Here is a 15,047-nt window from a genome sequence, read left to right on the forward strand (position 1 = left end):
AATGGTGCTTACTTCGGTAAGTTTTATGCAAAGATGCGAGGGGCGGCGGATACCAAATAAACCATTTAGAGGAGGGATTGGGGATGGCAGTTATCTCCATGAAACAGCTTTTAGAAGCTGGCGTACATTTCGGTCACCAAACACGTCGTTGGAACCCGAAAATGGACAAGTATATCTTTACTGAAAGAAACGGTATTTACATCATCGATCTTCAAAAAACAGTTAAAAAAGTTGAGGAAGCTTACAACTTTGTTAAATCTGTATCCGAAGACAATGGTACAATCCTTTTCGTAGGAACTAAGAAACAAGCCCAAGATTCCGTTGCTGAAGAAGCAGAACGTTGTGGCATGTACTTCATCAACCAACGTTGGTTGGGTGGTACATTGACTAACTTCCAAACAATTCAAAAACGTATCGATCGCTTGAAAACTCTTGAAAGATGGGAAGAGGATGGCACTTTCGAAGTTCTTCCTAAGAAAGAAGTTATCATTCTTCGCAAAGAGAAAGAGCGTCTTGAGAAATTCCTAGGCGGAATCAAGAACATGAAAGGTTTGCCAAGTGCACTTTTCATTATCGATCCTCGTAAAGAGCGTATTGCTGTAGCAGAAGCTCGTAAATTGGGTATCCCAATCGTTGGTATCGTAGATACAAACTGTGATCCAGACGAAATCGATTACGTGATTCCTGGTAACGATGATGCAATCCGCGCTGTTAAATTGTTAACAGCGAAAATTGCTGATGCAGTTATCGAAGCACACCAAGGCGAGCAAACAACAGCTTAAATTATAGCAATGTGAAAAGGGTGGTTGGAAGGTGTAACAGCCTGTCACCACCCTTTTTTTAGAGAATAAACTAGTGTTACATATAAACAATAAACATTTAACAGGAGGTTTCTTCTAATGGCAGTTACAGCAGCACAAGTAAAAGAATTACGTGAAAAAACAGGTGCAGGTATGTTAGATTGCAAAAAAGCACTTGAAGAAGCAAACGGCGATATCACGAAAGCAGGAGAACTTCTTCGTGAGAAAGGCCTTTCCGCTGCAGCTAACAAAGCTGGACGTATTGCTACAGAAGGCGCTGTAGAATCTTACATCCACGCTGGTGGTAAAGTTGGTGTTCTTGTTGAAATCAACTGTGAAACTGACTTCGTTGGTAAAACAGAGCAATTCAGAACGTTCTGCAGAGACATTGCTATGCACATCGCTGCAGCAAACCCGTCTTATGTTCGTCGTGAAGAAGTTCCAACAGAAGCTTTGGAAAAAGAAAAAGAAATTCTTCGTAACCAAGCTTTGAACGAAGGTAAACCGGAGAAAATCATCGAGAAAATGGTTGAAGGCCGTATTGGTAAATACTATGAAGAGTTCTGTTTAATGGAGCAAGCATTCATTAAAGATCCAGACAAAACAATCGACCAATTGTTGAACGAAAAAATCGCTGCTATCGGCGAGAACATTTCCATTCGTCGTTTCGTTCGTTTCGGTCTTGGTGAAGGTCTTGAGAAAAAACAAGAAAACTTTGCGGAAGAAGTTATGTCCCAAGTTAAACTATAATATATGTTCAAAAAAAGTTGGAACACTTGGTGTTCCTTCTTTTTTAGCCCTTAAAGTTTTGGAGTTATGCATGGAAACGGAGGTCATACAAGTTGGGTCAACCTTATTATAAAAGAATAGTGCTTAAATTGAGCGGCGAAGCTTTAGCCGGACAACAAGGATATGGCATTGATTCAGAAGTGATTACCTCCATTGCTCAACAAGTGAAGGATGTTGTAGAGTTAAATGTTGAAGTTGCTATCGTCGTTGGCGGCGGGAATATTTGGCGTGGGATCGCGGGCAGCGAGAAGGGAATGGATCGCGCAACAGCGGATTACATGGGAATGCTGGCTACTGTCATGAATTCACTAGCATTGCAGGATGCATTGGAAAACATTGAGGTACCAACAAGAGTTCAGTCTTCCATTACGATGCAACAAGTTGCTGAACCTTACATACGTAGGAGAGCAATGCGCCATCTCGAGAAGGGTAGAGTTGTAATTTTCGCTGCGGGAACAGGTAATCCTTATTTCTCGACGGATACGACGGCTGCCTTGAGAGCTGCAGAAATTGAAGCAGAAGTTATTCTTATGGCCAAGAATAAAGTGGATGGTGTCTATTCAGCTGATCCATTCAAAGATCCAACAGCGAAGAAATTCGAAACGTTAACCTATATGGAAGTAATAAGCAATAATCTTGGTGTCATGGACTCCACTGCATCTTCCCTTTGTATGGATAACAACATTCCGTTGGTTGTGTTTAACATCACGGAAAAAGGGAATATCAAACGAGTGGTCCTTGGCGATAAAATTGGGACTACAGTTAAAGGGAGCGTATAAACCATGCCTCAATCAGTGAAGAAGAATGCAGAAGATCGTATGGACAAAGCAATCGGAGCACTAAGAAGAGATTTGACTTCTCTTCGTGCTGGTCGTGCAACGCCATCGTTGTTAGATCGTATTCAAGTGGAATACTATGGCGCAATGACGCCTGTTAATCAATTAGCTAATTTGACAACACCAGATTCACGTACCCTTCTTATTCAACCATGGGATAAGAGCTCTATGTCTTCTATTGAGAAGGCGATTATGAAGTCGGATTTAGGCTTAACACCATCGAATGACGGGATCGTTATTCGTATTGTTATCCCTGCATTAACTGAAGAACGTCGTAATGATTTGGTGAAAATGACTAAGAAATTTGGCGAAGAAGCCAAAATTGCGATTCGTAATATTCGCCGTGATGCGAATGATGAAATCAAAAAGCTTGAGAAAGCTGGTATTTCTGAAGATGAGTCCCGTAAACATCAAGAGGACATTCAGAAATTTACAGATAAATTTGTGGCTGAAGTTGAGAAAGTTTTGGCTGCTAAAGAAAAAGAAATCATGGAAGTATAAGATAGATATGCCCCCGGGTATTCATTTGCTGGGGGTTTTTCATCTTTCCCTAGTTGGGAGGAACAACTGTGCTCAAGCTATTTAAGAAATGGTTAAATCCAACACATAAGCCTGTAAAGACATCAGCAGCTGAGATAGAGCTGGACAAAGTACCTGCGCATGTTGCGATTATTATGGATGGAAATGGTCGATGGGCCAAACAAAGAGGGTTGCCTCGGGTAGCGGGCCATCATTCGGGCATGAAAAATGTAAAGAAGATTACAATGGCAGCCAACGACATTGGTGTCAAAGTATTAACGATGTATGCTTTCTCAACGGAAAATTGGAAAAGACCCAAGGAAGAGGTTGAGTTTCTAATGAAGCTTCCTCAGGAGTTTTTCCCATTGGAAATTGAAGAATTAATTCAGAACAATGTGCGTATTCGAATGACCGGTTGGAAAGATGGTCTACCTGACTATACGCTGAAAGCTATAGAAGGTGCGATCGAACGAACGAAAGATAACACGGGTCTTATATTGAATTTTGCTTTAAATTATGGCGGACGGAAAGAAATCATTGCTGGTGTTCAGGATATGATGAAGGACCTGCAAAACGGAAACTTAAACACGGATGAGTTGGACGAATCACTCTTTTCATCCTATATGTTAACGTCAGATTTACCTGACCCGGATTTGCTGATTCGTACGAGTGGAGAATTGCGATTGAGCAACTTCTTACTGTGGCAATTAGCTTATTCGGAACTATGGTTCACAGATGCCTATTGGCCCGAATTCACTGAGGACTTATTTATGCAAGCCATTGCTGAATATCAGCGCCGCGGAAGAAGATACGGTGGTATTTAACATCCCATTGTGTAATTTTTTTTTCACTAAAAGGATGGCTTAGAGATAAACCTTGTTCATCTAGGGGGATTCAACTTGAAACAAAGGATCATAACAGGCGTTATAGCTGGTCTTGCTTTTATTACACTTCTCGTACTTGGTGATTTATGGTATGCGGGTTTAATTGTACTCGTTTCAATAATTGGATATCGTGAGTACTTACAAATGAATGGCTATATGCCGTTTAAACTCACAGCAGTAGCGGGCCTCTTAGCACTCTTATGTTTAACGATACCTTGGGGATTGTTAGGCATTACTTGGTCATTTTCATTTACCGCTGTGATATGGTTTGCCATGTTTTTATTACTTTTCATTACAGTAGCTTCCAAAAACAAAATAACGATTGATCAGGTTTCTGTCATTTTACTTGGTGTCGTATACATTGGATTTGGCTTCAATTCTATGATTGAGGCTCGACTGGCGGATAATGGCTTGTTTTGGTCGATTATGGTGTTTGTTTGTATCTGGGCATCCGATGCAGGTGCATATTTTGTCGGATCGAAGTTAGGCAAGCATCCGCTATGGCCTCAAATAAGCCCTAAAAAGTCGATTGAAGGAGCTATAGGTGGCGTAGTCATTGCAATGATATTGGCAGTCTGCTTTGCTTTGTATGCACCAGATCTCTTAAGTGTAGGGAAGTCACTCTTATTAGGATTTGTGATTGCTGTAGTAGGTCAAATTGGTGATTTAATTCAATCCGCCTATAAGCGTGTGAAAGGAATTAAAGACACGGGAACTCTGCTGCCAGGACATGGTGGCGTACTCGATCGGATGGATAGTTGGCTAATTGTATTCCCTTTTATCTATCTATTGAATTTGATTCCTAACTAATTCTCATGAGCGGGGGATACAGGATTTATGAAGAAAATTGCCATTTTGGGGTCGACAGGATCCATTGGTACTCAAACGTTGGACCTTGTAAAACATTCGCCAGAAAAGTTTCAAGTTGAGGCGATATCGGCAGGATATAACAGCGATCTTGTTATTGAACAAGCGAAACAATTTCAACCTAAACTTGTGTCTGTTGCGACAAAGGAATTGGCTGAAACAGTTGCTAGTCAGCTACCTTCAAACATAAAAGTTCTTTACGGTGATGCTGGATTGTTGGAAGTCGCAGCTGCCACAGACGCGGATTTGTTAGTAAGTGCACTAGTTGGGAGCCAAGGATTAAGACCGACACTAGCTGCGATAGAAGCTGGTAAAGATATTGGACTAGCCAACAAAGAGACCTTAGTGAGTGCGGGGCACATTGTAACCGAAGCCGTTTCACGTAAAGGTGTTGCTTTATTACCCATTGATAGCGAGCATTCTGCGATTTTCCAGTGTTTAAATGGTGAGAAACGTTCTCAAATTGCTCGGATTACAATTACTGCATCAGGCGGCTCTTTCCGTGATCGTACGCGGGAACAACTAATTGGTGTAACGGTGGAGGATGCATTAAAGCATCCGAATTGGTCAATGGGCGCCAAAATTACAATTGACTCCGCTACGATGGTGAACAAAGGACTTGAAGTGATGGAGGCTCATTGGCTATTTGGACTAGCTTATGAGGATATCAACGTGTTGCTTCATCCGGAGAGTGTTATTCATTCCTATGTTGAATTTGTTGATCATAGCGTTATCGCTCAGTTAGGCAATCCTGATATGAGGGTTCCCATACAGTACGCGTTAACATATCCCGATCGCTACACAACTCCAACGACTAGATTAGACTTAGCTGCAGTTGGTAAACTTCATTTCCGTGAGATGGATTATACACGATTCCCTTGCTTGCGTATGGCATTTGAAAGCGGTAAACAAGGTGGAACTACACCGACTGTTTATAATGCTGCTAATGAAATTGCAGTGGCGCGTTTCCTTAAGGGGGATATTTCATTTCTGCAAATTGAAGACATTATTGAAGCGTCACTTCAAAAACATGAATCCTATGCGAACCCAACAATTGAAGTTATTCACGAACAAGATGAGTGGGCTAGGACGTTTGCAGCGTCTATCCGTTTCTAGAAGTCAGGAAGAGATGAAGTCAGTTTGCATGACTCACCTCTTCTTTTCAATTTCCGACACCGAGCTTGTAAAACGAAGTCTACATACTTCATTTTTTTCGTATAATGACCTGTAAGGGCATAGCTTGTATTCAATCGTTCAAAAGTGGTAATCTAAGAACAAGAACAGCTGATCTTAAGTAGATGCTTAGTAGGTGAGCTTGCTTGCCAAAAGCGTCAGGTCATTGATACATAAGGTAGTTTTCTGAAGAAAACCCGGAGGAGGAAATACGACTTGTCGGCTATTGAAGTTGGATTAAAGGTTATTCTGCTGTTTTTCGTACTCGTTACGATTCATGAATGGGGTCATTTTTATTTCGCGAAACGTGCAGGGATTTTAGTTCGTGAATTTGCGATTGGCTTCGGTCCCAAAATATTCTCATATAAAAAAGGGGAGACCCGCTATACCCTACGGATCTTACCCATTGGCGGATTTGTCCGCATGGCGGGAGAAGACCCGGAAATTGTTCAAGTAAATCCTGGACAGACGGTTGCTATTAAATTAAACAAACAGAATGATGTTACATCCTTATATCTGGATCAATTAGATCGTCGTTCTAATGTCATCATGGGTGTCGTGGAACAAATTGATTTAGAAAGAGCACTTCGCATATCCTTGGATGTGGACGGTGAGAAAGTCACATATCCTATTGATCCGCAAGCCATGATGGTGACTAAGGGGACTGAAACGCAAATCGCCCCATATGATCGCCAATTTGGATCTAAATCCGTAGGAAAACGTGCTCTTGCTATCGTTATGGGACCTGTCATGAACTTTATTTTAGCCATTGTCTTGTTCTTCATAGTAGTGATTATGTCTGGTGTATTCACGAATGTAAAGCTTGATTCGGTTCTTGCAGGTAAAGCTGGTGAGAAAGCTGGTTTGCATAAAGGCGACGTTATCATTTCCATAGATAAGCAACCAATTGGTGATGATAGAGAGAAAATGGTTACTGCGATTCAGTCTTCAGCTGGTAAACCGATGACTTGGGTCATTGATCGCGCGGGCAACCCACTTACACTACAAGTTACGCCTGAAATGGAAGATGGATCTGGCAAACTGGGTGTTGTTATAAGTGGAGATCGCAGAAGTGCTACCTTAGGAGAAGTGTTCACAGGTACATATGATTCAGTTGTTGGCACTACTATAGGGATTGTAACAGGCTTACAAAAACTCGTTATGCTACAGTTTAAACTCGATGATTTAGGTGGACCAGTTCGGACTGCACAGGTGTCTGCGCAATTTGCCAAAATGGGACTTAGCTCATTAATTGCTTGGGCTGCCACTTTAAGTTTGTATCTTGGGATATTTAATTTATTGCCAATCCCTGCATTAGACGGAAGCCGTCTGCTATTTATGGGCTTAGAAGCTTTGAGAGGTAAACCGATAGACCCGAACCGAGAGAGTATGGTTCATTTTGTTGGGTTTGCTCTTCTCATGCTGTTGATGGTAGCTGTTACATACAATGATATTTTACGATTGATTAAGGGGTAGTCCTAATCTGTGGGAGGGTATATGTCAAACGATAAGCAGTTTGTTAAAGAGATTACACCACAAGGAGAAGATTTCTCCAGATGGTACATAGACGTAATTAAGAAAGCAGATTTAATGAGCTATTCTCCGGTTCGCGGGTGTATCGTATTTAAACCGGATGGTTATGAGATCTGGGAAAATATTCAACGTGAATTGGATAGCAAATTTAAAGAAACAGGGCATCGCAATGCGTACTTTCCACTATTTATCCCTGAGAGCTTTTTTCAAAAGGAAAAAGAACACGTCGAAGGCTTCAATCCGGAGCTGCCGTGGGTCACAGAAGCCGGTGGTGAAAAGTTAGAAGAGCGTCTAGCTATTCGTCCTACTTCCGAAACGATGATTGGGCATATGTACTCGGAGTGGATTAATTCCTATCGTGATCTCCCTTTGCTAATCAACCAGTGGGCAAACGTAGTGCGTTGGGAGAAGCGCACATTACCATTCCTACGGACAACCGAGTTTCTGTGGCAGGAAGGGCATACTGCGCATGAAGATGAGCAAGATGCACGCCGCGAAACGATGCAAATGCTGGATGTTTACCGTCAATTTGCCGAAGATTTCCTTGCCATTCCAGTTATCGTAGGTCAGAAAACACCTTCAGAGAAATTTGCAGGCGCCATAGACACCTTCTCCATTGAAGCTATGATGAAGGATGGCAAAGCTGTTCAAGCCGGAACTTCTCATTACCTTGGCACGAATTTCGCAGTTGCTTTCGACATTAAGTTCTTAGACCGCGAAAATCAACATCAGTTCGCACACACAACGTCATGGGGAGTTAGTACCCGATTAATTGGTGCTCTCATCATGGTTCATGGTGATGACCGCGGATTAGTATTACCACCGAAGGTTGCTCCTACACAGGTCATCATGATCCCAATCGGACCTCCAAAAACGCGCGAGCAAGTAATTGGACGCGTTGATGAGCTGTTCGCGGATCTGAAGAAAGCAGGCGTTCGCGTTAAAGTGGATGACCGTGCTGATCAGAGTCCTGGTTGGAAATTCAATGAGTACGAAATGCGTGGCGTCCCAATTCGTGTAGAACTAGGTCCTCGTGATATGGAGAATGGCGTGGTAGTTCTTGTTTCTCGCGTAAGCGGGGAGAAGAGAATCGTTCAACAGGCTGACTTCGTGCAAGAAGTTCAAAATTTACTTGCTGAGATTCATCAGCAGATGTATGATAAAGCGAAGCAATTCCGTGACGAGCATTATATTGCGGTTGATACGATCGATGAATTTAAAACATTTTTGGAGACGAAACGCGGATTTGCCTTGGCTGGCTGGTGTGGATCTGACGCTTGTGAATCGCAAGTGAAGGAAGAAACAGGAGCAACAAGTCGTAATATCCCGTTCACACCAACCGAAACCAAATCGACTTGTCTTGTATGTGGCGATCCTTCGAAGCATACAGTTGTTTTTGGTCGAAGCTATTAATTACAATCAAGGGCATATGGAGATCTTACTCCATTGCCCTTGGTATGTTTTATGGGGAGGCTGTTCATGAGTAATTTGGCTGATAAACGGAATCGCTTTGAGCTTTTGATGCAGCAAGCCGAGATTCCAGCCGATGTTGTACGTTCATATTTTACAGAAGGCTACATTGATCAAGTCGAAATAAGTCGGAAAAATCGCGACTGGACGTTCTATTTGGTGAAAAATGAGCTTGTGCCTCTGGCGATTTATCGTTCATTTTGTAAACTGATTCAAGAGAAGTTTGCACAGATCGCAAAAATTCGCTTTATATGGAAATATGAAGGGGCAGAACCAGCAGCTCTTGTTGAGGAATACTGGACTTTATTCATGGAATGGTTGCAGCGTGAAGTCCCTTCTATTAATGGATGGATGTCGAAAGCTAGGTTTGAGGTACAAGGAAACGCTCTGTCGTTGATCATGTTGGATGCTATAGGCCTAGAATTAGCGAAGAAAAAGAATATTGATATGTTTATTCGGAATTTTTTTCATAACTTTTTTCAAACGGAATTATCTGTTAAGTATGCAATAAGTGATACTACGGAAATTGTTGCAGAATATGAGAAGTTTGCAAAGCAGCGTGAACAAGGTGAGAAATCATTTACTCAAGAAATTATGATGTCCATCGACATGGAGGAAGAAGAGCCTTCTCTGCCTGAAGGTGAACTGAAGCTAGTTATGGGCATTGATATAAAAGAAGTTCCTACGCCACTGAAGGATATTCAAGAGGAAGAGAAGAAAATTACTGTACAAGGTACCGTATTTGGTTTGGATGTCAAAGAATTAAGAAATGGAAATACGTTATTTACGTTTAATATTACGGATTTCACAGATTCGTTAGCAATGAAGGTTTTTGCGAAGACGAAAGAAGACGTAAAGATTATGAGTTTGCTTGCTAATGGTACGTGGATTCGCGCCAGAGGTAAAGTAGAGTATGACCGGTTCATGCAAATACCAGAGCTAGTAATGATCCCGAATGATCTGTATGAAGTTATGGCACCAAGGGATCGAATGGATGACGCTGCTGAGAAGCGTGTAGAGTTTCATTTGCACACGACAATGAGTACGATGGATGCACTGACGCCGATAGACCAATATGTGAAAATGGCGGCCAAGTGGGGCCATAAAGCAATAGCTGTTACCGATCATAGTAATATTCAATGTTTCCCTGACGCTGGTAAAGCGGCCAAAAAACATGGCATTAAAGTGATATATGGTGTTGAAGCGAATGTCGTGAATGATTCTGTCCCCATTGTTATGAATGGTCGAGATCTCGATCTGAAACAAGCAACATATGTTATTTTTGACGTGGAGACCACAGGACTTTCGGTCATTAACAATCGGATCATTGAGTTAGCTGGCGTGAAGATGCAGGACGGCAAAGAAATTGATCGCTTCGCCACCTTCATTAATCCGCACGAGAAGATTCCTTATAACATTCAGCAGTTAACGAATATTAATGATGATATGGTGAAGGATGCGCCAGATATTGAGGACGAACTCCCTAAGTTTGTAGAGTTTATTGGCGATTGCGTGCTAGTTGCACATAATGCGCGTTTCGATATGGGGTTCCTGCAAGCGAATTTAAAGCGCATGAATTTACCAGAGGTTACGAACTCAGTACTCGATACATTGGAACTTGCTAGATTTCTCTTCCCATCTATGAAAAATCATCGCTTAAATACATTATCTGATAAATTTAAAGTAGGTCTCGATAATCATCACCGAGCGATTGATGACTCGATTGCGCTGGGTTACGTGCTTTATCATTTAATTAATGAGGCTAATGATCGTCAGATTACGAGCCTGGCGAAATTGAATGATTATGTTGGTAAAGATTTATCCAATCAACGTCCTTTTCATTGTTGTATCTATGCATTGAACCCTGTGGGTAAGAAAAATTTGTTTAAACTGATCTCGCTGTCTCATACCACTTACTTGCAGCGAGCTGCGACGATTCCGAAGAGTGTGTTAGTAGAACACAGAGAGGGGCTCTTGATCACATCGGGGTGTGAAAAGGGTGAGTTTTTTGAAGCTGTACTGAACAAATCTGTTGAAGAAGCTGAGCAAGTTTCAGAATTCTACGACATTCTCGAAATCCAACCCGTTAGTTATAATATGCATCTCGTAGAAAAAGGCTTGGTTGGTTCGAAAGAAGATCTAGAGGATGCTGTTCGTCGAGTATGTGAAATTGGTTATAAAACAGGTAAGCCGGTCATCGCGACAGGAAACGCTCATTATCTGAATCCACGTGAGAAAGTGTGCCGGGATATTACGATCAATGGGATAACAGGCTTTAGTCCACTGAAAGCGATGAAGAAGCCTGATGCACATTTCCGTACAACGAAAGAGATGTTGGAGGAGTTTAAATTTTTGGGTGAAGAGAAAGCGATTGAAGTTGTTATTCGCAGCACGAATGAGCTTGCAGATCGTTTTGAATCCATTGAACTTTTTCCAGACAAGCTATTCACACCTATCATTGAAGGTGCTGACGAAGAGATTCGTAATACTTGTTATGATACTGCCAAAAGTATGTATGGTGAGGAGCTTCCCGAAGTCATTATTGCGCGGTTAGAGAAAGAGTTGGTTCCGATTATTAAATTCGGATTCTCTGCCAACTATTTGATTTCAGAGCGGCTCGTTAAGAAATCTAACGCAGATGGATATCTCGTAGGTTCTCGGGGATCCGTAGGTTCCTCGGTCGTTGCCATGATGCTAGGGATTTCGGAAGTTAACCCTTTGCCGCCTCACTATATATGCCTTTCCTGCAGACATAGCGAATGGTTCCTTGACGGAAGCGTACCGAGTGGTTTTGATCTACCGAATAAAGTATGCCCTTCCTGCGGCGGTGATTTAAAAGGGGATGGACATGATATTCCGTTCGAAACATTCCTAGGATTTAAAGGGGATAAAGTTCCCGATATCGATTTGAACTTCTCAGGTGTTTATCAGCCGGTTGCGCATAACTTCACGAAAGAGATCTTTGGACCTAAGAATGTGTTCCGTGCAGGGACTATCGGTACGGTTGCAGAGAAAACGGCTTTCGGATTCGTGAAGAAATATGAAGAAGAGCAAGGCCAAAAGTGGCGCGGTGCAGAAATTGCGCGATTGGCATCTGGTTGTACGGGTGTCAAAAGAAGTACCGGGCAGCATCCAGGCGGTATTGTTGTTGTTCCTGATTATATTGAAGTGGATGATATAACGCCGGTTCAATTCCCCGCAGATGATAAGAATTCAGAATGGATGACGACACATTTTGACTATCATGCTTTCGATGCGAATTTGCTCAAATTAGATATTCTGGGACACGACGATCCGACGATGATGAGAATGCTTCAGGATTTAACGGGCATCGATCCAACGACAATTCCTATGAATGATGCCAAGGCTATGAGTATTTTCAATTCCACAGAAGCATTAGGTGTAAGGCCGGATCAGATTCGCTCACCGGTGGCTACGTATGGCGTTCCCGAAATGGGTACCAAATTCGTTCGCCAGATGCTTCAAGAAACACAGCCATCTTCATTTGCCGATCTTTTGCAAATCTCAGGATTGTCACACGGAACGGGTGTTTGGTTGGGGAATGCACAAGAACTTATTAAAAAAGGGATTTGTAACATTAAGACGGTTATTGGCTGTCGGGATGATATCATGCTCTATCTGATTTATAAAGCGGGAATGGATGCAGGTCTTGCTTTTAAAATTACGGAGAGCGTACGTAAAGGAAAAGGTCTCACGGATGAATGGAAAGAAGAAATGAAGCGTTGTAACGTACCAGCTTGGTATATTGAATCCTGTGAACGGATTGAATATATGTTTCCAAAAGCGCATGCTGCTGCTTACGTTATCTCCGCCGTTCGTACGGCTTACTTCAAGGTGTATCATCCGATTGCTTACTATGCGACTTATTTTAGTGTGCGTGCTGCGGACTTTGATCTCGAACTGCTTTGCCAAGGGTATGATGCGATTCTCAGACAATTAGTCGAAATTGAAGCGAAAGGCTTCCAAGCCTTACCGAAAGAGAAAGCAATGGTGTCGATTCTTGAAATGTCTCTAGAGATGACATCACGCGGTTTCAGTTTCAAACCGATAGATATCTATCGTTCCGATGCAACGAAGTTTATCATTGATGGGAACTCCTTGATCCCACCGTTTGCTGCGATGTCAGGCATTGGCGAAAATGCTGCTAAAAACATTGCAGCTGCCAAAGAAGAAGGCGATTTCCTATCCGTTGAGGATTTCCAGAATAAATCGAAGGCTTCTAAAACGGTTATAGAGCTGCTGACTGCAATGGGGTGCTTCCGTGGTATGCCTGAATCCAATCAGCTTTCCTTGTTCTAGAAGTAGATGCTTCCGGAGAGAATTTTTTAAAGAAAACTTTAAGCTGTCAAGTGAAAATGATTAACAAGTTTGCTATTGTAATGCAAAGAATGGTTATGGTATAATTTTTATTGGCAATAATGAGGATATCATCTTGTGATTAAAGAGTGGGGAAACCCACTCTTTACATTTTGATATAGGACTTTTCGGGATACGACAAGGAGAAGTCAATTTAGGAGGTACACATATCTGTGGCTACACAAGAACAAATCAAATCCATCATTGAGGACATGCTGAAGGATTTTGTTGAACAAAATGGGTTTGAAATCGTGGATATTGAATATGTCAAAGAAGGCAGCAATTGGTTCCTTCGCGTCTATGCTGACAAAGAAGGCGGAATTGATATAGATGATTGCGGCCGCATCAGCGAGTTCTTAAGTGTTCAATTGGATGAGAAAGATCCGATTACGGATGCTTATTTCTTAGAAGTTTCTTCTCCTGGAGCAGAACGTCCGCTTAAGAAAACTCAAGATTTTTATAAGGCCGTAAATAGTCACGTATTTGTTACCTCGTATGAACCAATCGAAGGTTCTAAAGAGTTTGAAGGGTTGTTGCAGTCTTATGACGAGGAAGTACTCGTGATTGAGATTGGTAAAAAGAAAATCAGCATTCCGGTTGCCAAAGTAGCTAGTGCACGTCTTGCTATCGTATTTTAGTAATCGTTACTTATTGAAGGGGGGGACTCAGTTCAAATGAACACGGATTTTATTGAAGCGCTGTCGGAAATTGAACGAGAGAAGGGTATCTCCAAGGAGCTACTCATTGATGCTATTGAAGCGGCGATGATTTCAAGTTATAAACGTAATTTCAACACGGCACAGAACGTTCGTGTAGATATCAATCGACATACGGGTCTTATTAAGGTGTATGCACGAAAGACTGTTACAGAAGACGTTTTGGATCCGAGATTGGAAATTTCTGTTCATGCTTCGCGTGAAATTAACCCGAATTACCAATTGGACGATATCGTTGAAATTGAAGTAACGCCTCGTGATTTTGGACGTATTGCAGCACAAACCGCTAAACAGGTTGTAACGCAACGGATCCGTGAAGCCGAGCGTGGCTTAATTTATAATGCATTTATCGATAAAGAGGAAGATATCGTAACAGGGATTTTACAACGTCAAGATCAACGCAATATTTATGTGGACCTTGGCAAAGTAGAAGCTGTTCTTCCACTTACAGAGCTTATGCCTACGGATAAGTTTAAACAGGGAGACCGTATTAAAGCTTATATTACGAAAGTCGAGAACACTACAAAGGGTCCTCAAATTATTCTATCGAGAACACATCCAGGCTTGTTGAAGCGTCTATTTGAGCTTGAAGTACCTGAGATTTTCGATGGTGTAGTAGAGATTCGCTCCGTTGCACGTGAAGCAGGCTTCCGTTCAAAAATTGCTGTTCACTCTCGCAATCCAGAGGTTGATCCCGTTGGATCATGCGTAGGCCCTAAGGGACTCCGTGTTCAAACGATAGTAACTGAACTGCGTGGAGAGAAAATTGATATCGTTCGCTGGATGGAGAGCGTAGAAGAGTATGTAGCGAATGCGCTAAGTCCTTCTAAAGTGCTTGAAGTTCAGATTCATGAAAATGAAAAAATGGCTCGCGTCATTGTACCTGATTATCAGCTTTCTTTGGCAATTGGGATTAAAGGACAGAACGCCCGTTTAGCTGCTAAGCTTACAGGCTGGAAAATCGATATCAAGAGTGAAACACAAGCAGAACAAGAATATGGCAGAGTGAAAACTTACTTGGAAGAAATGCATCAAGATTCAGTTAGCATCGATTAAGTTTTTGGTTTGGAACAAGGGGTGATC

General features: G+C 42.0%; 12 protein-coding genes. All 12 read left to right on the forward strand.

All coding sequences use genetic code 11. The annotated features are described in order from the left end of the window. Positions 1 to 83 precede the first annotated feature (83 nt). The 12 genes from rpsB (at position 84) to nusA (ending at position 15,020) form a co-directional block, all read left to right on the forward strand. On the forward strand, positions 84 to 782 hold the full coding sequence (rpsB, locus tag AC58PV_RS11195; RefSeq protein ID WP_056625008.1) for a 30S ribosomal protein S2: 699 nt from the start codon (positions 84 to 86) through the stop codon (positions 780 to 782). A gap of 117 nt (positions 783 to 899) precedes the next feature. Further along, the gene (tsf, locus tag AC58PV_RS11200) at positions 900 to 1,550 is read left to right on the forward strand and encodes a translation elongation factor Ts (RefSeq protein WP_497432320.1); all 651 of its coding nucleotides are present in this window, start codon (positions 900 to 902) and stop codon (positions 1,548 to 1,550) included. A 92-nt stretch (positions 1,551 to 1,642) separates the two neighbouring features. Then, complete coding sequence (pyrH, locus tag AC58PV_RS11205; RefSeq protein ID WP_068662553.1) at positions 1,643 to 2,368, forward strand: UMP kinase; 726 nt, start codon at positions 1,643 to 1,645, stop codon at positions 2,366 to 2,368. Between the two features lie 3 nt (positions 2,369 to 2,371). Next, positions 2,372 to 2,926 carry a ribosome recycling factor gene (frr, locus tag AC58PV_RS11210; protein WP_057315673.1) on the forward strand — a complete coding sequence of 185 codons (555 nt, stop codon included), beginning with the start codon at positions 2,372 to 2,374 and terminating at the stop codon, positions 2,924 to 2,926. A 68-nt stretch (positions 2,927 to 2,994) separates the two neighbouring features. Then, a complete protein-coding gene (uppS, locus tag AC58PV_RS11215) occupies positions 2,995 to 3,768 on the forward strand; it encodes an undecaprenyl pyrophosphate synthase (protein ID WP_497432321.1) in 774 nt (257 codons plus the stop codon). Between the two features lie 75 nt (positions 3,769 to 3,843). Then, entirely contained in the window at positions 3,844 to 4,638 is a 795-nt protein-coding gene (locus AC58PV_RS11220; protein ID WP_497432322.1) for a phosphatidate cytidylyltransferase, read from the forward strand. A 27-nt stretch (positions 4,639 to 4,665) separates the two neighbouring features. Beyond that, positions 4,666 to 5,811: a 1-deoxy-D-xylulose-5-phosphate reductoisomerase gene (locus tag AC58PV_RS11225; RefSeq protein ID WP_497432323.1), complete on the forward strand. Its 1,146-nt coding sequence runs from the start codon at positions 4,666 to 4,668 to the stop codon at positions 5,809 to 5,811. Between the two features lie 273 nt (positions 5,812 to 6,084). Then, positions 6,085 to 7,344, forward strand: a complete 1,260-nt coding sequence (gene rseP, locus AC58PV_RS11230; RefSeq protein WP_068662549.1) for an RIP metalloprotease RseP — start codon at positions 6,085 to 6,087, stop codon at positions 7,342 to 7,344. 21 nt (positions 7,345 to 7,365) lie between these two features. Continuing rightward, positions 7,366 to 8,814 (forward strand): proline--tRNA ligase, encoded by a 1,449-nt coding sequence (proS, locus tag AC58PV_RS11235; RefSeq protein ID WP_497432324.1) that lies wholly within the window; start codon positions 7,366 to 7,368, stop codon positions 8,812 to 8,814. A 66-nt stretch (positions 8,815 to 8,880) separates the two neighbouring features. Next, positions 8,881 to 13,191, forward strand: coding sequence for a PolC-type DNA polymerase III (locus tag AC58PV_RS11240; protein WP_497432325.1), 4,311 nt, complete (start codon positions 8,881 to 8,883; stop codon positions 13,189 to 13,191). Positions 13,192 to 13,421: 230 nt separating this feature from the next. After that, positions 13,422 to 13,886, forward strand: a complete 465-nt coding sequence (gene rimP, locus AC58PV_RS11245; RefSeq protein ID WP_275667871.1) for a ribosome maturation factor RimP — start codon at positions 13,422 to 13,424, stop codon at positions 13,884 to 13,886. 36 nt (positions 13,887 to 13,922) lie between these two features. Continuing rightward, positions 13,923 to 15,020, forward strand: a complete 1,098-nt coding sequence (gene nusA, locus AC58PV_RS11250; RefSeq protein ID WP_497432326.1) for a transcription termination factor NusA — start codon at positions 13,923 to 13,925, stop codon at positions 15,018 to 15,020. Positions 15,021 to 15,047 lie beyond the last annotated feature (27 nt).

The organism is Paenibacillus sp. J22FR83 (genome assembly GCF_059691955.1).